The organism is Mycobacteroides franklinii (assembly GCF_002013895.1).
Classification (GTDB): Bacteria; Actinomycetota; Actinomycetes; order Mycobacteriales; family Mycobacteriaceae; genus Mycobacterium; species Mycobacterium franklinii.
In genome coordinates this window covers 116,363-135,948 of the sequence record NZ_MAFQ01000007.1, presented here as the reverse complement: position 1 = coordinate 135,948, position 19,586 = coordinate 116,363, and the positions used below count along the sequence as shown (strand labels likewise).

The 19,586-nt window shown below is 63.9% G+C and carries 19 protein-coding genes and 1 pseudogene; 5 read left to right on the top strand and 15 right to left on the bottom strand.

Translation table 11 applies throughout. From position 1 onward, the window contains the following. Nucleotides 1-119: 119 nt before the first annotated feature. Nucleotides 120-2,369 (top strand): SulP family inorganic anion transporter, encoded by a 2,250-nt coding sequence (locus B4393_RS13395; RefSeq protein WP_078278151.1) that lies wholly within the window; start codon nt 120-122, stop codon nt 2,367-2,369. A gap of 8 nt (nt 2,370-2,377) precedes the next feature. On the opposite strand, the gene aldR is transcribed toward B4393_RS13395, so the two are convergent. Beyond that, entirely contained in the window at nt 2,378-2,893 is a 516-nt protein-coding gene (aldR, locus tag B4393_RS13390) for an HTH-type transcriptional regulator AldR (protein ID WP_078278152.1), read from the bottom strand. Between the two features lie 101 nt (nt 2,894-2,994). Between aldR and ald the strand changes: the two genes are divergently transcribed. Continuing rightward, nucleotides 2,995-4,122, top strand: coding sequence for an alanine dehydrogenase (gene ald / locus B4393_RS13385; protein WP_078334568.1), 1,128 nt, complete (start codon nt 2,995-2,997; stop codon nt 4,120-4,122). Between the two features lie 77 nt (nt 4,123-4,199). Here ald and B4393_RS13380 read toward each other — a convergent pair whose 3' ends face one another. The 9 genes and pseudogenes from B4393_RS13380 to B4393_RS13340 all read right to left on the bottom strand — a co-directional run bounded on the left by B4393_RS13380 (nt 4,200) and on the right by B4393_RS13340 (nt 14,163). Further along, the gene (locus B4393_RS13380; RefSeq protein WP_078334567.1) at nt 4,200-5,225 is read right to left on the bottom strand and encodes a hypothetical protein; all 1,026 of its coding nucleotides are present in this window, start codon (nt 5,223-5,225) and stop codon (nt 4,200-4,202) included. Next, on the bottom strand, nt 5,222-6,748 hold the full coding sequence (locus tag B4393_RS13375; protein WP_078334566.1) for a flavin-containing monooxygenase: 1,527 nt from the start codon (nt 6,746-6,748) through the stop codon (nt 5,222-5,224). Before B4393_RS13375 ends, B4393_RS13380 begins: the two co-directional genes overlap by 4 nt. Before the next feature lie 115 nt (nt 6,749-6,863). Beyond that, nucleotides 6,864-7,676, bottom strand: a complete 813-nt coding sequence (locus B4393_RS13370) for an SDR family oxidoreductase (protein WP_078334565.1) — start codon at nt 7,674-7,676, stop codon at nt 6,864-6,866. A gap of 9 nt (nt 7,677-7,685) precedes the next feature. Further along, nucleotides 7,686-8,465, bottom strand: a complete 780-nt coding sequence (locus B4393_RS13365) for a DUF2182 domain-containing protein (protein ID WP_078334564.1) — start codon at nt 8,463-8,465, stop codon at nt 7,686-7,688. A gap of 29 nt (nt 8,466-8,494) precedes the next feature. Further along, a pseudogene (locus tag B4393_RS13360) lies at nt 8,495-9,807 on the bottom strand (M16 family metallopeptidase). Further along, a complete protein-coding gene (locus B4393_RS13355; protein ID WP_078334563.1) occupies nt 9,791-12,049 on the bottom strand; it encodes a polyribonucleotide nucleotidyltransferase in 2,259 nt (752 codons plus the stop codon). Before B4393_RS13355 ends, B4393_RS13360 begins: the two are co-directional and overlap by 17 nt. Nucleotides 12,050-12,314: 265 nt before the next feature. Next, a complete protein-coding gene (lppU, locus tag B4393_RS13350; protein ID WP_109558296.1) occupies nt 12,315-12,821 on the bottom strand; it encodes an LppU family putative lipoprotein in 507 nt (168 codons plus the stop codon). Between the two features lie 17 nt (nt 12,822-12,838). Then, the gene (rpsO, locus tag B4393_RS13345) at nt 12,839-13,108 is read right to left on the bottom strand and encodes a 30S ribosomal protein S15 (RefSeq protein ID WP_005057119.1); all 270 of its coding nucleotides are present in this window, start codon (nt 13,106-13,108) and stop codon (nt 12,839-12,841) included. A 92-nt stretch (nt 13,109-13,200) separates the two neighbouring features. Next, the gene (locus tag B4393_RS13340) at nt 13,201-14,163 is read right to left on the bottom strand and encodes a bifunctional riboflavin kinase/FAD synthetase (RefSeq protein ID WP_078334561.1); all 963 of its coding nucleotides are present in this window, start codon (nt 14,161-14,163) and stop codon (nt 13,201-13,203) included. Between the two features lie 77 nt (nt 14,164-14,240). On the opposite strand from B4393_RS13340, the gene B4393_RS13335 reads away from it, so the two are divergent. Both B4393_RS13335 and B4393_RS13330 read left to right on the top strand, forming a co-directional pair. After that, entirely contained in the window at nt 14,241-14,963 is a 723-nt protein-coding gene (locus B4393_RS13335) for a metal-dependent transcriptional regulator (protein ID WP_078278161.1), read from the top strand. A 1-nt stretch (nt 14,964) separates the two neighbouring features. Further along, complete coding sequence (locus B4393_RS13330; RefSeq protein ID WP_078334560.1) at nt 14,965-15,531, top strand: DUF4262 domain-containing protein; 567 nt, start codon at nt 14,965-14,967, stop codon at nt 15,529-15,531. 19 nt (nt 15,532-15,550) lie between these two features. Here B4393_RS13330 and truB read toward each other — a convergent pair whose 3' ends face one another. Genes truB through B4393_RS13310 form a run of 4 tightly spaced genes read right to left on the bottom strand, consistent with a single transcriptional unit; the run spans nt 15,551 to nt 18,566 of the window. Next, nucleotides 15,551-16,447, bottom strand: a complete 897-nt coding sequence (gene truB, locus B4393_RS13325) for a tRNA pseudouridine(55) synthase TruB (protein ID WP_078334559.1) — start codon at nt 16,445-16,447, stop codon at nt 15,551-15,553. Further along, nucleotides 16,444-17,085 (bottom strand): 4'-phosphopantetheinyl transferase PptT, encoded by a 642-nt coding sequence (gene pptT / locus B4393_RS13320; RefSeq protein WP_078334699.1) that lies wholly within the window; start codon nt 17,083-17,085, stop codon nt 16,444-16,446. The genes truB and pptT overlap by 4 nt, the downstream gene beginning before the upstream one ends. A gap of 37 nt (nt 17,086-17,122) precedes the next feature. Then, nucleotides 17,123-18,076, bottom strand: coding sequence for a metallophosphoesterase family protein (locus B4393_RS13315; protein WP_078334558.1), 954 nt, complete (start codon nt 18,074-18,076; stop codon nt 17,123-17,125). Between the two features lie 13 nt (nt 18,077-18,089). Next, nucleotides 18,090-18,566, bottom strand: a complete 477-nt coding sequence (locus B4393_RS13310; RefSeq protein ID WP_078334557.1) for a carboxymuconolactone decarboxylase family protein — start codon at nt 18,564-18,566, stop codon at nt 18,090-18,092. A gap of 119 nt (nt 18,567-18,685) precedes the next feature. On the opposite strand from B4393_RS13310, the gene B4393_RS13305 reads away from it, so the two are divergent. Continuing rightward, the gene (locus B4393_RS13305; RefSeq protein ID WP_078334556.1) at nt 18,686-19,306 is read left to right on the top strand and encodes a DUF3558 domain-containing protein; all 621 of its coding nucleotides are present in this window, start codon (nt 18,686-18,688) and stop codon (nt 19,304-19,306) included. Between the two features lie 7 nt (nt 19,307-19,313). Here B4393_RS13305 and B4393_RS13300 read toward each other — a convergent pair whose 3' ends face one another. After that, complete coding sequence (locus tag B4393_RS13300) at nt 19,314-19,583, bottom strand: DUF2277 domain-containing protein (protein ID WP_078334555.1); 270 nt, start codon at nt 19,581-19,583, stop codon at nt 19,314-19,316. Nucleotides 19,584-19,586: the final 3 nt, after the last annotated feature.

The following is a 19,586-nucleotide window of genomic DNA, read 5'->3' as shown; positions in this document are numbered from 1 at the left end:
CGTCGCCGTGACGGCAACGACGCCGTCATACGCGCCTCATCCACTCATCTGTCCATAAGTCGCGCATGCGCATTTAGCCGCAGTCGCAGCGACTCTTCATCCCGATAGGGCTTACTTCCATGACGACTCCTGTCACCGAGCAGGCCGCCAAGCCGTCGCTACTGCAGAACCTGCGGCACGACCTCCCGGCCTCCCTCGTCGTATTCCTCGTCGCGCTGCCGCTTTCTCTGGGTATCGCGATCGCCTCCGGAGCCCCGCTGATGGCGGGTCTCATCGCGGCCGTGGTCGGTGGCATCGTCGCCGGTGCCATCGGCGGATCACCCATGCAGGTCAGCGGCCCGGCCGCCGGTCTTACCGTGGTGGTCGCCGAGCTCATCAACGAATTCGGCTGGCAGCTGACCTGCCTGATCACGATCGGCGCGGGGCTACTGCAGATCCTGTTCGGGCTGAGCAGGATGGCCCGCGCCGCCCTTGCCATTGCGCCGGTCGTGGTGCACGCCATGCTGGCCGGCATCGGTGTGACCATCGCCTTGCAGCAGATCCACGTGCTGATGGGCGGTTCATCGCAGAGCTCGGCCTGGCAGAACCTCAAGGCACTGCCCCAGGGCGTCATGAACCACCACCTACCCGACGTCATCATCGGCGTGATGGTGATCGTCATTCTTCTGCTGTGGCCCAAGCTCCCGCCCAAGATCCGCATGGTCCCCGGCGCCCTGGTGGCGATCGTCGCCGCCACGGCACTGGCCTATTTCACCAACTCGCCTGCTGAGCGAATCACGTTGTCGGGCGACTTCTTCGATGCCATCACCTTCCCGACGCTTATCGGACCGGCGAACGGCGAATGGGGATCTGTGCTCCTGGGTGTGGTGACCATCGCCCTCATCGCGAGCGTCGAATCACTGCTGTCTGCTGTCGCCGTCGACAAGCTGCACACCGGTCCCCGGACCAACTTCGACCGCGAAATGATCGGCCAGGGCAGCGCCAACATGGTGTCCGGCTTCCTCGGCGGTCTGCCCATCACCGGAGTGATCGTCCGTAGCTCGACCAACGTCGCCGCGGGCGCCAAGACTCGCGCTTCGGCCATCCTGCACGGCTTCTGGGTCCTGTTGTTCGCCTCGCTGTTCAGCAGCCTGGTGCAGCTCATCCCCAAGGCCGCGCTGGCCGGCCTGTTGATCGTCATCGGTATCCAGCTGGTCAAGTTGGCTCATATGCGACTCGCTTGGCGCACAGGCGATCTGGCTGTCTACGCCATCACCATGGTCTGTGTTGTGTTCCTCAATCTGCTCGAGGGTGTCGGTATCGGCCTGTTGGTTGCCATCGGCATTCTGGTTGGCCGCGTCATGCGGGCACACATGGATGCCAGGCCGTTCGGCACCGAGGGATCGCGGCAATGGCATGTCGAGCTCGACGGCACGCTGAGCTTCCTGTCGCTCCCCCGACTCACCAAGACACTCAGCACTGTCCCGCCGGGCGCGCATGTCACGCTGGCCGTGAACGCCGACTATGTCGATCACGCCATCTCCGAGGCCATCTCGGACTGGAAGCGCGCCCATGAAGCGGCCGGTGGCACCGTGATGATCGTCGAGTCCTCACATGCCAAGATGCACCACGCGCACACCACCCGGCCGAAGCGCCATTTCGTATCGCGCGCTGTCGGTTTGGTGCCGTGGCGGTCGTGGCGTCGGGATCAGAACGGCGAAGCGGGCGCGTCGATCATCGACGGCATCAATGAGTACAACAGCCGCGGCTCGGGCGCGCTGCGACCCCACGTCACCGAACTGGCCGACTTCCAGGATCCCGATGCGCTCTTCCTCACGTGCGGCGATTCACGCATCCTGCCGAATGTCATCACGGCGAGCGGCCCGGGCGATCTGTTCACGATCCGCAACGTGGGCAATGTGGTGCCCACCGATCCCGCCGATGGTTCTGTCGATGCCTCGCTCGACTTCGCCATCAACCAGCTGAATGTGAGTTCGGTTGTGGTCTGCGGGCATTCGTCATGCGGAGCCATGAAAGCACTGCTGACGGAATCGACCGACACACCCACCACACCGGTGGGGCGCTGGCTCGACTATGCACGCGACAGCCTTATCGCCTTCCAGGAACACCACCCCGCGCGGGCCAGCGCGGAGGCGCACGGGTTCAACGAGGTCGACCAGCTCGGCGTCGTGAACGTTGCCATCCAGGTGGAGCGTCTGATTCACCACCCGATCCTGGCCGGGGCCGTGGTGTCCGGGCGGGTACGTGTGGTCGGCACGTTCTTCAACATCGCCGAGGCACACGTGTACGAGGTGGACGAGAACGGGATCGTCGGACAGGACGGGACCACCGACGGCGTTCTGGAGAATCCCGCGCCCGCGGTGAGCTGACCGCAGGTCTATAGGGGCGCTCCCCCACGGAGATGCTCGAAGATCAACGACGTCTGCGTGCCCGCGACATCGGGCTGTGCGTTGAGTTTCTCAACGACGAAGGACCTCAGGTCCTCGGTGTCGCGGGCCGCGACGTGCAGGATGTAATCGTCGGCGCCCGCTAGGAAATACACGTCGATCACCTGCGGCAGCTGACGGATATCGCGGATGAATGTGCGGATGTTTCCGCGCGCGTTGGCCTGCAGGCTGACCGAGATCATCGCCTGTAGCGGCCGGCCGATGGCCGCGGGGTCGACGTCGGTGAAGAATCCACGGATCACCCCGGTTTCCTGGAGACGCCGGACCCGTCCATGACATGTGGATGCTGCGATCCCCACCGCCTCGGCCAGCGCGCTGTTGGGTATACGTGCGTCGTCGTGCAGTTCCATCAGGATGCGGCGGTCAACGTCGTCGAGATCCACCCGCCGAACATCATTCGGCCCTGGCGGTATGTCGAACCGAGATTCCGGTGATTTTGCGGTCATATTTGTAATGTATCGAATCTTCCACACAAATATTGCGTGTTTATCGACGCTTCTTCACACTTGAACACGGGACTTAGATGTGAAACAGGAGAAGAAAAATCATGCGCGTAGGCATCCCTACCGAGATCAAGAACAACGAGTACCGGGTGGCAACCACCCCCGCGGGTGTGGCCGAGCTGACCCGCCGCGGTCACGAAGTGATCATCCAGGCGGGCGCGGGTGAAGGCTCCTCGATATCCGACGTGGACTTCAAAGCTGCTGGCGCACAGGTCATCAACGGTGCCGACCAAGTATGGGCCGAGGCCGATCTGCTGCTCAAGGTCAAGGAACCGATCGAGCCGGAATACGCCCTCATGCGACGCGGCCAGACCCTGTTCACCTACCTGCATTTGGCTGCCTCGCTGCCGTGCACGGAGGCGCTGCTGACGTCGGAAACCACCTCGATCGCCTACGAGACGGTGCAGACCGCCGGCCCGGGTGACACCGTCGCGCTTCCTCTTTTGGCCCCGATGAGTGAGGTGGCCGGAAGACTATCCGCACAGGTCGGCGCCTACCATCTGATGGCTCCGGTGGGCGGTCGCGGCCTGGTCATGGGCGGTGTTCCCGGCGTCGGCCCGGCCGACGTGGTCGTCATCGGCGGTGGTGTGGCCGGATACAACGCGGCGCGGATCGCTGCCGGAATGGGTGCTCATGTCACGGTTTTCGACGTCAACCTGAACAAGCTGCGTGAGTTGGACGCAGAATTCGGCGGCTCCATCCGGACCCGGTACTCGTCCACCATGGACCTGGAGGGAGCCGTCAAACGGGCCGACCTGGTGATCGGCGCGGTGCTCATTCCGGGCGCCAAGGCACCCAAGCTCATTTCGAATTCGCTTGTCGCCCAGATGAAGCCGGGATCTGTGTTGGTGGACATCGCGATTGATCAGGGTGGCTGCTTCGCCGATTCACGTCCCACCACCCATGACGAACCGACCTACACGGTGCACGACAGCGTGTTCTACTGTGTGGCCAATATGCCCGGCGCCGTGCCGCGCACATCCACCTTTGCCTTGACCAACGCCACCATGCCGTACGTGCTGGCGCTGGCGGACAAGGGCTGGCGGCAGGCCTGCCGCGACGATGCCGCCCTGGCCAAAGGGCTTTCCACACACGAAGGCGCGCTGCTGAACGCTCATGTCGCCGAGGACCTGGAGCTGCCCTTCACCGATCCCGCGGGACTACTGGTCTAGCGACCGTGCTCGGCGGCGCCTGCCGCTGAGCGACACATCCGGCCGACCCGGAGCTGTCGCTCGAAAGCGGGCGCTGCCTATACCGCCGTTTCGGCGGTGAGTTCGTTGGTCCAGGTAGGCATCTTGATCTTCTTGCGGTACGGCACCTTGTCGTTGAACGTGTTCACCATGCGCCCCACCTTGTGCAGCGGATGATCGAAGTCGGTGAAGTAGGTGCTGTTGACAATGGGGTACCGCAACACTCTGAACACGGGCAACCGTCGGGCATTGCTGCTCTTGCGACCTCCAGATTCCGCATAACGGTCGAACGCACGCTGAATCAGTACCGTGTCGATGCCCATGTTTCGCATCGCGTCGCCTACCCGCGTCAGGAAGCCCGCGAACCGGATGACGTGAGGATTTGCCAACCCGACGGCGCGAACAATGGTCACCGGCTTGAGCAACGGCGCCACATCCTCCACCAGCATCCGGGAGAACGTGCGAGTACCCAGCATGTCCATAACCGCGAAACCGACCGCCAGATGGCGTGATTCGTCGGAATTAATCTTGGCGAACACCTCGTGAAACAGCGGGTCCTCGACCTCACCGGAAAGAAACTTGAGCACTGCGCCGTCGAGCCCCACCTCGAAGAAGGGGATGACGGTGGCCATATAGACGAATGGAAGCCTGCGGTCACCGAGATTGTCGAATCCGCGTAACGCCTGCAGCAGGGCCTTGATATCTCCCGACTGCGGCGGAATTTCCCCGGCCTCCAACATGCCCCACCGACGCATCAGCGCGATCTCGGCGTTGGCGTGCCGCTGTTCCTCGGCGTGGAAGTAGCTGTAGATCTCGCGCAGGGTGTCATTGGGAGCGGTGATACCCAATGTGCCCATCATCCGGCCTCCGATGTGCTCGATCCACACCAAATCCGACATGAACTGCTTGAGGTCATCGAACTGTACGGGGTCGATGGTCTCGGCACCTGGTTTGTCCCAGTCAAAGTCGGCGAGCGTCCATTGTCTGGCCTTGATCTTGCCGAGAACACTCTCGAAGAATGCGTCGTTCTTCTCGACATTCTTGGTGTTCTCCCTGGTCACATCATCGGCGAGTACCGCGGTCATTGGGCTACCCCTATCGTCGTTGAATTGCTGATGGCGCCGAGTTCCTGCTCGGTGAGAATCTTGTAGTCGGCGATCTCGATATCGCCCAGATGCCGCCGGAATTCGGTTGCGGTACCGGGGAACAACTCATTTGCCGCCGTTTCACGCTGGCGGTACCAGCGGAAGGCGCCGTCACGCCAGGTGCTCTTGTCGAGTCGCGCGGAGGACCACGCCAGCTCCCGTTCCAGAGCCTGAGGGCGCACCTCGATGGAGACGAAGGCCAGCGAATCAACCAACGCCAATGCCGCCACTACGTAGTCGATCTGGGCCTCGGTGTGCGATAGGCCCGCGAAAGCATGCGAGCCCGAACCCGGCCCGTTGAGCAGAAACATGTTGGGGAATCCCGGCACATTGACCCCGTGGAACGCGGTCGGTTCGGTACCCCAGAATTCGTCGAGCGTGGTACCGCCGAGCCCATGAATCGGAAATGGGGGCTCCAGCATGACTTCTGGAGTGTCGAGTGCAAAGACCACACAGTCGGCGCGGTGCGTCATGGCATCCGCCGATCGCACGCCGACTGCGCTCACGCCGGTGACGGGCCACGGCACAAGCTTGCAGTTGTCTTGTTGCAGTGCGCGATAGAACTCATCGGAGAAAAGAATGCGACGGGTTCCGGCGCGGTGGGCAGGTAACAGGTTTCGCCGTAGCCAGCCGTCTTTCACATTGCGGTTGAGGTGATTCTCCGCCACCGCCTCGACCAAACGCGTCCCCACACCCTGGCGCACCAGCCCTCGGCCCAGCACCTCGTGATAACGAGCGGACACGGCCCGTCCCGCGAGGGTCCCCGACGCGCGGGATAGCAGCCGTCCGGCCAGGCTCGGAGACTCCCCTCCCCAACGTGGCAGCACCCAATCGGGCGTGCGCTGGAACACGCGTACCCGCGCGGCCCGCTTGACCAGTTCCGGGACAACATGCACGGTGGTGGCGCCTGCCGCGATCACCGCGACGTTGCGGCCGGAGAAGTCGAAGTTCGGGTCCCAGTCGGCGGTGCTGAGCACTGGCCCGTCGAACTGCTCGATTCCCTCGAGTTCCGGTGGCACAGGTAGTTTTCCGGCACCCACGGCCAGGATCACTTTCCGCGCGACAACGGATTTCTTCCCCGCCACGGCGATCCGCCAGGTGGCATCGGCCGCATCGAAGGTCAGACCGGTGACCCGGTGCCGCAAGCGCAGTGCCGATTCGAGGTCGTGTCGGACCACCAAGTCTCGGTGATACTGCAGCACGCCATCACGGGTTGCCCAGACCGTGGACGCCGAGGCACTCGGGGAGAACGAGTAAGACTGTTGCACCGCAAGTTCATCGGACGCGGAGGCACCGTAGTCACTGACGCGCCAATAACCGCCGATCTCGTGAGCTTGCTCGAGAACCAGCAGGCTCTGCACGCGAGCCTGACGCAACCGGGCGGCCATACCCAATCCGGACGTGCCCGCCCCCACTACTACGACGTCAACAGGACCATCAACTGCCATCTGCGTGGCCACCACTCTCATCTACATTGACGAAATGCCTTATTACGTCAACGCTAGCAGGAGATAGCGGTGATACGACAAGACCAACATTAGTCACAGCCGTATGAATATATGACTTACGTCACATGGACTAGCTCTTGGTCAGCTCTTCCAGGGCACCTTGATAGCGGCGCATACCGAGGATCCAGCGGTCGTAGTCGGCACCCTTCTGCCGGTACATGTCCAGAACCTGCGGGTGCGGCAGGACCAGGAAGCGCTCATCACGGATCGCATCCAGCGTGATCGCCGCGACGGCTGCCGGCTGCAACACCTCACCGGCGGTGGTGATGGAACTGCCCGCCACCCTGGTGGCGGGGTCGTCGGATTCGGTGAGACCATCGAGCAGGGCAGTCTTGACCCCCATCGGGCACAGGCAGCTCACCCCGATCCCCTTGTCGCCATAGGTAATCGAGAGCCACTCGGCGAAGCCGACGGCAGCGTGCTTGGTCACCGAATAGGCAGGCGAACCGATCTGAGTGAGCAGCCCGGCAGCCGACGCGACAGACAGGAAGTAGCCACGGCCCCGTTCCACCCACTTGGGCGTCAGCAGGGTCGCCGCGCGGATGTGCGCGCGCAGATTCACATCAATGGTGAGGTCCCATGCGGCCTCGCCGATATCGAGCCCGAGGCCTCCCCCGATACCGGCGTTGGCCGCGTAGAGATCAACGGGCCCAAATTCCTTCTCCGCCATGGCGATGAGGTTCTCGATATCGGAGGTCGAACTGGCATCGGCACACTGCCCGGTGATGCGGCCGTCCCGGGCCGAGGCGGTGTGCGCGGCCGCATCCTGGTCGATGTCGGCGGCGATCACGGAGGCTCCCGCATCGGCAAGACCCCAAGCGAGAGCCTGCCCGATTCCAGAACCGGCTCCGGTGACGATGGCGACGCTGCCGTTGATATCCATACCCGGACCCTAGGGGATGGCTGCCAAGACCCCCACGGCGACGGCCGCGACAACGAAAACACCGGCAAGAATGCGTGCCGTCCGGCGGGGATTCTGGGTGAAGCGCTCCCAGGTAACCGCGGCTGTCAGGGGCACCATCCACAAGATATGCGCTGTCGGGGCAAGGGCCATCGCCACCATCACGGCCCAACACGACCTGACACATGCCCACCCGCCGAATGCACCGAACCGCATCACACCGTCGGCGGCGGGCCAACCGGTGGGCGGCAACGGGCGCGACTTGTGACAGTCACCGAGTGCCCGGCACTTGAGCGGGGTCAGCTGCCAGAGTGCGGCGATAACAAGGGCTCCGGCAAAGAGCCACCAGGGCGAGGGGCCTACTACGGCCGATTGCGCCACGGTGATGACGACGCCGATGACGGTCCATACCGCGAGCCAGACTACGGTGTAGCCGACAACAGCCCCTCCCCGGCGGCCCCGCGGCATGTTCTGCTCGATGTACTGGATCGAGGGCAAGGTGGCTGGTCCCATCATCGCGATGGTCATGACAACCCAGGAGGCGATCGCGATCCACAGCACAGGGTGATGCACCACCGGAGCGGCCATCGGCGCCATGCCGGTGTGATGCATGCCGTGCATGTGCTCGGCCGCCGGCGCCTGACGATGGCCGCCAGAGTGTTGCGGAAGTAACGCGAAACCCAACCACGACAACAGAATTATCGCGGCCGCGATCCCGGTGTATGTGCCAGCCGTCAGTTCCCTGACGCGCTGAATCGCGTTGGCGACCATCAGTGAGAGGATATCTCCCCGACCGTCACCTAGCTTGCTGATTCAATCATCGTCCGCAATGTGCGCGGCAACGTTCGCTTGGATCGGTACGGTCCGACAACCGCCGCCCCGACAGGTCTGCCGAACAGCTGACGGGCGATGGCATTGACCTCGTCGGTCGTTACGGCGTCGATCTTGTCCAGGGTCGCGGAAATCGTGCGGTGCTTGCCGTTGTTCAGCTCGCTGCGGCCCATCCGGTTCATCCGCGATGCCGAATCCTCAAGCCCCAGAACAAGTCCGCCAGACAGTGCACCCTTGGCCCGATCGATCTCCGCCACGGTGAACCCATCCTCGACCACCGATCCCAGTACCTGCGAGGTCACCTTGGCAACCTCGTCGAAGCGCTCCGGTGAACAACCCGCGTACACCGACAAGGCGCCCGTATCGGAGAAGGTATCCACCGTCGAGTACACCGCGTACACCAGCCCAGCTGCTCGCGAATCTCTTGGAACAGACGGGAACTGAGCCCACCACCGAGCGCGCTGTTGAGCACCGACAGCGCCCAGCGGTATTTCCAGCCTCGCCCGGGGGTACGCACGCCAAGCGACAGGTGTACCTGTTCACCGTCGCGCGACACCAATTCCAGCCCGGGCTTGGCCGCGACCCGACCGTTGCCCTTGCGCGGCGCGACGGTCTGCGCCAACGGGTCCAGATGCGACTTGAAATATTTGCGCGCCAACCGAACTACGCGATCGTGCGAGATGTTGCCGGCAACGGCCAGCACCATGCGTTCGGGCCGGTACCGGCGTACATGGAACGAATGTAGCTGTGCGCGCGTCATCGCCGATATCGACTCCGAGCTACCCAGCACACTGCGGCCGATCGGATGGTCTCCGTACAGGGCGCCGAGAAAGGCCTCCCCCAGCAGATCCTCGGGATCGTCGTCGCGCATCGCGATTTCTTCGAGCACGACATCGCGTTCGATCTCGACATCGTCACTCGCGCATCGCCCGCGTAGCACCACATCGGCCACCAGGTCGATGGCCAGCTCCAGATCGGAATCCAGCACGTGTGCGTAGTAGCAGGTCTGCTCGCGCGCGGTGAAGGCGTTCAGCTCACCGCCGACGGCGTCGATCGACTGTGCGATATCGGCCGCCGACCGCGTGGGCGTGGATTTGAACAGCAGATGCTCGAGGAAGTGCGCCGCTCCGGCGACGCTGCGCCCCTCGTCGCGGGACCCAACGTCCACCCACACTCCGACAGACGCCGAGCGCACCGAGGGCATTGCCTCGGTGACTACTCGGAGCCCACCTGGAAGAACCGTGCGGCGTACCGCGCTCGGACCGCTACTCGGCGACGGCATCTACCGGCTGGGCCTCGGCCGCGCCGTTGGAAGCCTCGGCAGCATCGTCATCAGCGACCGGGACCAGCGAGATCTTGCCGCGGTTGTCGATATCGGCGATCTCGACCTGGATCTTGTCGCCGACCTTGACCACGTCCTCGACCTTGTTGATCCGCTTGCCCTTGCCGAGCTTGCTGATGTGCACCAGTCCGTCGCGTCCCGGGAGCAGCGATACGAACGCACCGAAATCGGTGGTCTTGACCACGGTTCCGAGGAAACGCTCGCCGATCTTGGGCAGCTGCGGGTTGGCGATCGCGTTGATCATGTCGATCGCCGCCTGCGCGGACAGTCCATCGGTGGCGCCGACGAACACGGTGCCGTCGTCCTCGATGGAGATGCTGGCGCCGGTCTGCTCGGTGATCGAGTTGATCATCTTGCCCTTGGGCCCGATGACCTCGCCGATCTTGTCGACCGGCACCTTGATCGCGGTGACGCGAGGTGCGTGCGGGCTCATCTCGTCGGGTGCGTCGATGGCCTCGGCCATCACCTCGAGGATGGTGCTACGGGCATCCTTGGCCTGTGCCAGCGCGGCGGCCAGCACCTGCGAGGGGATGCCGTCAAGCTTGGTGTCGAGCTGCAGGGCGGTGACGAAGTCCTTGGTGCCGGCGACTTTGAAGTCCATGTCGCCGAAGGCATCCTCGGCGCCCAGGATGTCGGTGAGCGCGACGAAGCGGCGCTCAGTGGTGCCGTCGGCCAGCTCGATGTCATCGGACACCAGGCCCATGGCGATACCGGCGACCGGGGCCTTGAGCGGCACACCGGCGTTCAGCAGCGACAGGGTGGAGGCACACACCGAACCCATCGAGGTGGAGCCGTTGGAGCTCAGCGCCTCCGAGACCTGACGGATGGCGTACGGGAATTCTTCGACGCTCGGCAGCACCGGCATGAGGGCGCGCTCGGCGAGTGCGCCGTGTCCGATCTCGCGACGCTTGGGTGAGCCGACGCGGCCGGTCTCACCGGTGGAGAACGGCGGGAAGTTGTAGTGGTGCATGTAGCGCTTCGACTTTTCCGGCCCCAGCGAGTCGATCTGCTGAGCCATCTTCACCATGTCCAGGGTGGTGACGCCCATGATCTGGGTCTCGCCACGCTCGAACAGCGCGCTGCCGTGTGCCCGCGGTATCACGGCAACCTCGGCCGACAGAGCGCGGATGTCGGTGACACCGCGGCCGTCGATGCGGAACTGGTCCTTCAGAATGCGCTGGCGCACAAGCTTCTTGGTAAGCGAGCGGAACGCGGCGCCGATTTCCTTCTCGCGGCCGTCGAAGCCTTCCTGCAGACGTCCGAGAACATCGACCTTGACCTCGTCGGTCTTCTCATCGCGCTCGGTCTTGCCGGCGATGGACAGTGCTTCGGCAAGGGGGGCGGCGGCAACAGCTTGAACCGCGGCGTACACGTCGTCCTGGTAGTCGGGGAACAGCGGGAACTCACCGGTGGGCTTGGCGGCGCTGGCCGCGAGCTCCTCCTGCGCGGTGCACAGAGTGGCGATGAACGGCTTGGCGGCCTCGAGCCCCTCGGCGACAACGGCTTCCGTCGGTGCGCCGGCGCCGCCCTCCACGAGCGCGATGACGTTATCGGTGGCCTCGGCCTCGACCATCATGATCGCGACGTCGTCGCCCACCTTGCGGCCGGCTACCACCATGTCGAACACGGCGTTCTCCAGCTGCTCAACGGTGGGGAATGCCACCCACTGGCCGTCGATCAGCGCCACTCGCACGCCACCGACCGGCCCCGAGAACGGCAGACCGGAAATCTGGGTGGAGGCCGAGGCGGCGTTGATGGCCAGCACGTCATAAAGATCTTGCGGGTTCAGGCTCAGCACCGTCACCACGACCTGGATCTCGTTGCGCAATCCCGAAACGAAGGACGGACGCAGCGGCCGGTCAATCAGACGGCAGGTCAGGATGGCGTCGGTGGACGGACGTCCCTCACGACGGAAGAACGAGCCGGGGATACGCCCCGCGGCGTACATCCGCTCCTCGACGTCGATCGTCAGGGGGAAGAAGTCGAAATGGTCCTTGGGGGTCTTACTCGCGGTGGTCGCCGACAGCAGCATGGTCTCGTCATCCAAGTAGGCGACGACAGAGCCGGCGGCCTGCTGAGCCAATCGTCCAGTCTCGAACCGGATGGTGCGGGTGCCGAAGCTTCCGTTGTCGAGAATCGCGGTGGACTCGAAGACGCCCTCTTCAATTTCTGTAGCAGACATGGTTTCTGGAATACCTCTCATACGTTCTCAGTTAGCAGCACATTGGCTGCATTGGGCATGTGTGCCATCACGCGGTCAGCGCGCGTACGTACCAGCGCGAAGTGGACCCGGAAGGTGATCGGCCACGGCCATTCGATCGAAGCGGCCGGGCGCTCGCTACGCGGGTTCCGGCTGCCACTACCGAAGACCGCCCGTTACCCGGCAGGACCCAGCATGACAACCCCGACACCCTATCACCTGCGGCGTTTGCGCCCATCCAGCTTGATCAGGGCAGTTCCTCGACACATACGGTGAAGTTGCGGTCGACGTAGGGATAGCCAAGTCCGGTGATGCAGTCGTCGGCAGTCGAGACTTCCTGCAGAACCTGGGTGACGCGTTTCTTGCTGTGCGCGTTGCGGTCGTTGCAGTCGACGCGCACCGGATCGCCGTCCCACTTGTCCGGGACGTCCATACAGCTGCCCACCACCCAGTCGATGTCCAGGCACAGTGCCTGGCTCTTGCGACCGAATCCGCGCTTGGCGTAGTAGGACGAGTCGGCGTCACGTGGACAGTCGGTATCCGTCGCGGCCTTGGCGAAGACCTTGAAATTCGACTTGGGACTTCCGCACGGTTCCTTGACCACCTTGGCCCGCTGGTCACTCCCGCTGAGGCTGACGCAATCGCCAACGGCCAGGTCATCGGTGGCCGCTGCTGCCGAACACGCCGACAACAGCGCCACACCGACGACAAGGACGGCGATGGATGCCGCCGCTGAGCTTCCAGGGCGACCCAATCGAGGAGAAACCAAAATCAGCGGCGCAGACCCAGGCGCTCGATCAGCGAGCGGTAGCGCGCGACGTCAACCTTGGCGACGTACTTGAGCAGGCGGCGGCGACGGCCGACCAGCAGCAGCAGACCACGACGGCTGTGGTGGTCGTGCTTGTGGGTCTTGAGGTGCTCGGTCAGATCGACAATGCGCTTGGTCAGCATCGCAACCTGCGCCTCGGGGGAACCGGTGTCGGTCTCGTGCAGCCCGTACTGGGCAAGGATTTCTTTCTTCTGCTCGGTAGTCAATGACACGGCAGGCATCTCCATCAGTGGGGTTCGCGTCGAACATCTGTAGCGGGCCACCGCGAACTGCAGCACCACCAGCGACAAAGTGTAGCGGTGCTTTAGTTTCGCGCCAAAATGGTGCGGGCCTTCTCGGCGTCCTTGCCCATCGCCACGATCAGATCGTCGACCGAATCGAACTTCTCCATACTGCGAACCCGCGCCACGAAATCGACCGCGACATGCTGGCCGTACAGGTCCGCGGCGGTGTCCATGATGAAAGCCTCGACGGTGCGGGCCTTACCCGAGAAGGTCGGGTTGCTACCCACCGAGACCGCCGCCTGATAGCGCTCGCCGGGTACCACGGTACCCATGGTCGGACCGTGTCCTAGCAGCGTGAACCACGCCGCGTACACCCCGTCGGCGGGGATGGCAGAGAACATCGGGGGCGCCACGTTGGCGGTCGGAAAACCCAGTTCCCGGCCGCGACCGTCGCCGCGCACGACGACACCTTCGACCCGGTGCGGACGGCCGAGGGCCTCGGTGGCCGCGACCATGTCGCCGGCGTCGACACAGGACCTGATGTATGTGGAGGAGAACGTCACGGCGTGCTCGGTGACAAGGGAGACGGCGTCAACCTTGAAGCCGAAGCGCTCGCCCGCCTTCTTGAGCATGTGAACGTTCCCGGCTGCCTTCTTGCCGAAGGTGAAGTTCTCCCCGACCACGACCTCGGCGACGTGCAGCCGCTCAACCAGCAGTTCATGTACATAGCGCTCGGGTGGGAGCTTCATGAATTCGGGAGTGAACGGCACCACCAGGAAGACGTCGACGCCCAGCTCTTCGGCCAGCTCCGCACGCCGGGTCAGGGTCGTGAGCTGGGCCGGGTGGGTTCCGGGGAACACCACTTCCATCGGGTGGGGGTCGAACGTCATCACGACGCTCTTGAGGTTGAGTTCACGTGCCGCCTTGACGGCGCGTCCGATGAGTTCGGCGTGACCACGGTGTACGCCGTCGAACACACCGATCGTCAGCACGCACCGACCCCAGTCGGACGGGATTTCGTCTTGCCCGCGCCACCGTTGCACGGCCTAAAGCCTACTTCGGAAGGCGCGAGAAGGCCGACTTGGCGTTCGGTCGCCGCTCCCTGACTAGGCTGACCTTCGTGAGCCCCACTCGATCCGACCGGTCTGCCGGATCCACCGATACCGATCTGACGACGGTCGCCCAGGACTACCTCAAGGTGATCTGGACCGCGCAGGAGTGGTCGCATGAGAAGGTCAGCACCAAAATGTTGGCCGAACGCATGGGCGTGTCCGCGAGCACCGCTTCCGAATCGATTCGCAAGCTGGCCGACCAGGGCCTGGTGGACCACGAGAAGTACGGCGCGGTGACGTTGACAGACCAGGGCCGCAAAGCGGCCGTATTGATGGTCCGCCGGCACCGGCTACTGGAGACCTACCTGGTCAACGAGCTCGGCTACGGCTGGGACGAGGTACATGACGAGGCCGAGGTGCTCGAGCATGCGGTCTCGGATCTGCTGTTGACCAAGATCGACGCTAAGCTCGGCCACCCCCGGCGCGATCCGCACGGAGACCCGATTCCGGGCCCCGACGGACAAGTGCCCACTCCCCCGGCCCGCCAGCTGTCGGACTGCTCCAACGGCGATACCGGCGTGGTGGCGCGAATCTCCGATTCCGATCCCGAGATGCTGCGTTACTTCGACACCGTGGGCGTGGCATTGGATGCGCGTGTCACGGTCGACGAGCGACGCGACTTCGCCGGAACCATCTCGGTATCCATCGAGGGCGACCACCCGGCCGACGGTGAGAAGAAGCTGGAGCTGGGAAACCCAGCCGCACAATCGATTTGGGTCGTACTCGACTGAAATGACCGACCACGCGGCGTGTGAGTGCCTACTGTGCGTCAACTACGGCGATCGCCATCAGTACAACGAGAGCGATCGGGACATCATCGGCAGCGTCACCGAATACGGTTGGAGCGCGCTGGGAATCGGGCCGACATCGTCCGAGGAAAGCCCGCCATTCGCCTACACCGTCGGGATGTGGCACACCATGCGGCTACCCGAACTGGCGATCTACGGCGTCAACGACATCTCGATGATGCAGCGCGCCCTCAACACGGTGGCCAAGCAGACACAGGAGGGGCGGGTCCTGCAGGTCGGCGAAACCTTCGCAGATGTGCTCGCACTGCCCGAGGTGGACGACTACCGCGTCAAACTCTCTCCCATCGATCCGAGTTGGTACGACAACGAATTCGGGTTCGGACTGTGGTTCAACCGGACCAACCACGTGCGGTACCTGCAGATCCTGTGGCCCGATGGCGCGGGACGCTTTCCGGGAAATCCTGAGTTCGACCCACATTTCGCCGATCGACAACCGCTGATGTGGATGCCACGCGAACTGCATCCGCCCAGCCGGTGGATCCGCGACTGAAGCTGGTACCGGACGCTACCTACAAATTCGCAGGCCGCAGCACGACCACCGACGTCGTACGAGATCCTTTGTCCGCCAAGAGCGCGATGACCCGGTCTTCGGCATCCACCGCCGCGTAGGTCCCCTCGATGCCCGCCGCGGACAACGGCCGCCCGTTGCGCACCGAGTCGACCTCCGCCGCATCCAGATCGCGGCGGGGAAATCCGTCCCGGCATGCGGTGTCCAGGTCCAGCGAGAGTGTCGCGTCGTCGGCCAACTCATCGAGCGTGCGCGCCCGATCCAGTCCGAAATCGCCAACCCTGGTGCGGCGCAATGCCGTGAGATGCCCACCGACCCCCAGCGCGGCCCCCGCGTCCCGGGCCAGCGCACGAATGTAGGTCCCCGAGGAGCAGTCGACTTCCACGTCCACATCGACAAAACCGTCGCCCGGCCGGCGCACGGCCAACACGTCGAAACGCGAGATGCTCACGGGACGTGCGGCCAGCTCAACCGACTGCCCCTCTCGCGCCAGCTTGTAGGCACGCTGACCGTCTACCTTGATCGCGCTCACCGAGGACGGCACCTGCTCGATATCCCCGCGCAACGCCGCCACGGCTGCCTCGATATCGTCGCCGGTCACCTGGGAAGCCGAAACAGTTTGCAGCACCTCACCTTCGGCATCATCGGTGGTGGTGCTCTGGCCGAAACGGATGGTCGCCGCGTACGACTTGGTGGTCAACGTCAGCAGTCCCATGATCTTGGTAGCGCGCTCAATTCCGATAACCAGCACACCCGTGGCCATCGGATCAAGGGTGCCGGCATGCCCCACCTTGCGGGTGGAAAATATTCTCCGGCAACGCGATACCACGTCATGACTCGTCATCCCGGCGGGCTTGTCCACAATCACCAGGCCCGCACGGCTCAAGGGATCGGTCACGGCACCACGATCGCGGTCAGGATCAGGCCCTTGTCGATGATCCATCGCCCATCGAAGCTCGACAGCACGCTGCCATCATTAGCCTTGCCGTCGATCAGAATTCGCGAGGTGAATGTCCCGCCCGGGTCGAGGGTGATGTGAGCGTCCTCAAAACCGAGCCAGCGAGTGGTCAGCGGGAACCACGCCTTGTACGTCGTCTCCTTGGCGCAGAACAGCAACCGGTCCCAGTGTGTGCCTTCGGGCAACGCCGCCAGCTCGTCACGCTCGACAGGCAGGGTGATCGACTTGAGCACACCGTTGGGCAGCACGTCGTGCGGCTCGGCGTCAATCCCCACCGAACGAACCTCCCCAGCCCGCCCGACGACGGCGCCGCGGAATCCTTCGGTGTGCGTCATGCTGCCCACCACCCCATTGGGCCATAGCGGCTGTCCCTTGTCTCCCTTGAGGATCGGCCCTTCGGCGACACCAAGAACGGATAGCGCCTGCCGGGCGCAGTGCCGCACCGTGATGAACTCGTTGCGCCGCTTCGCCACCGACTTGGCGATCAGTGGCTCCTCTTCGGGCAGCGCCACCAAGCCGGGAGGATCGTCGTACAGTTCGGCCGACGACAACACGTCGGGAACCACCGAGGCAATCAACTCATCGGTCTTGTCGCCTCTTCGCGCGAGACGCTCATCAGTCACTGGCACGCTCCTTGGCAAGCCGTTCACGGAATCGCTTGGCCGCCACCCTCATCTGTTCGGTGATCTCAAAGTGACCACCGAACTCGTTGAGGTAGCCGGGCGGATAGTGCGGGGCGGGCAGGATCTGCCGAAGCCACGAATACGGTTTGCGCTGAGCCCATTCCCTCGGGTAGCCCACCGATACCTCTTCGAACCGAACGTCGTCATACCAGGTGGTTCGCGGGATATGCAGATGGCCGTACACCGAGCAGGCCGCGTTGTAGCGGGTGTGCCAGTCCGCGGTCTCCATGGTTCCGCACCACAGCGAGAACTCGGGGTAGAACAACGCATCGCAGGGATCGCGCACCAACGGAAAATGATTCACCAGGACCGTCGGCGTCATCCAGTCCAGATCTTCCAGCCGCTTGCGGGTGTACCGCAGTCGATCTCGGCACCAAGCATCGCGTGTCGCGAAAGGTTCACTGGAGAGCAAGAATTCATCGGTCGCCACCACGTTGCGATCGCGGGCGATCTTCAGCCCCTCGGCCTTGCTGTTGGCCCCCTCCGGCAGAAATGTGTAGTCGTACAACACAAACATCGGCACGATGGTCGCGGGACCACCCTGCTCCACCCACACCGGATACGGATGCTCGGGGGTAATCACGCCCATCTCGTCGCACATGTTGACCAGATAGTCGTACCGAGACTGCCCAAATATCTGCATCGGATCGCGCGCCGTCGTCCACAGCTCGTGGTTACCCGGCACCCAGATCACCTTGGCGAACCTGCGCCGCAACAGATCCAGTGCCGCCCGGATGTCATCGGTGCGCTCGGCGACATCACCGGCGACGATCAACCAATCCTCGGGTGAGGCCGGATGCAGTTCCTCGAGAACGGACTTGTTGGCCGACTGCCCCACATGCAGGTCACTGATGGCCCAGAGTCTGGGCTCCCGTTCCTGCGTCATCCGGCCAATGTACCTACAGGTTTATCTTGCAGCTCTGCCCCACGTCGAGAACTCGTAGCGCGCGTCCACTTCCCACCCAGAACGCACAGGACAGCGCCAGATCAGTCAGCAACCCATCGTCAAAGTGTGCGCGGGCCCGATCCCAGAACTCGTCGTCCTCGCGCAACCCGATGTGATCGGTGGCGAACCGGTGCGCGAACTCGGCGGCCGTCCGCTCTGCCTCGCTGTATCGCAGCGAAGTGCGCCACTGATCGGCGTCGGCGTAGAAGTCTGCATCGAGCTCACCGCTCTGAACGAAACGGGTGTTCTGACAGACCGAGCATTCATTCGCGAAGGCCACGGCCATACGAGCGAGCTCGCGCACCCCGAGAGGAAGCCGACTGCGGTTGTACACCGCGTCGGAGAATCCGGCGAAGCCGGGCGCCATCTCGGGCGCGCCCATCAGCCAGCCGGCTACATCATCGTCCGCATAATTGCCAATTCGTGCCATGGTGTCACGGTACTCCTGAACTAGAACGTGTTCTAGTGTTTTCGAGGTTCCGTATGAGACGAGGACGCGCACGGTTAGACTTCGGCGCACCGCGGCAGACCAGATTGAGGTGAATTCGCATGGCCCAACGGGCAGGCCTTGTCCGAGCTGGATTCTGCGTCGCCCTGACGGCACTGGCGCTCAGCGCTCTTGTCGTCTGGCGCACCGCCCCCACAGAGCACGCCGCCGGCGCGCCGGTTCAACTCCGGTTCTCCACAGCGCCCATGACCGGCCCCGCAGTCACGGGCGCCACCACCACCATCAAATGGCCGGTCGTCCCCGTCACCGACCCACGCCCGTTCGATCCCTGCTACGACATCCCCGGCTCGGTCATCGCCGCAGCAGGCCTCGATCAGACCCCGCCCGCTCCAGAGGAAGGGCTGCGCTGCCGCTACGACTCGCGCAACAACTACCAGTTGGCCGTCGAGGCAATCGTGTGGCGCACGTATGAAGACTCACTACCGGCCGATGGCGTGGAGACCACCATCCAGGGGCATCGCGCGGCCGAATACAACATCATGAAACCGACCGACTGGAACAACCAGTGGTGGGTGTCCTGCATGATCACCTTCAAGACGAGCTACGGCGTGGTCCAGCAGTCCCTGTATTACGCCTCGCAGAAGTACTCCCCCGACGGCCCTGGCTGTCTCGTGGAAAATCGCCGGGTCGCAAATATTCTCGCGCCCGCGTACAAGTTCTGAGGCCGCCTCAGCCGCGTGCCGCGATGCGGGCCTGTACCTCGGGCCGTCGCAGCGGCGGCACCGTCTTCGGCGGCTGACGGCGCGCCGGCAGTAGGTCCAACAGCCGCATCGTCGTAGCCGTCACCTCCGCCACCGCATGCTCGAACGCGTCCCGATTGGCGTCGGACGTTTTCTGAATTCCGCTGATCTTGCGCACGTATTGCCGCGCCGCCGCCTCGATCTCCTGGTCGGTCGCCGCAGGTTCAAGCCCGCGTAGCTCGGTGATGTTCCTGCACATACC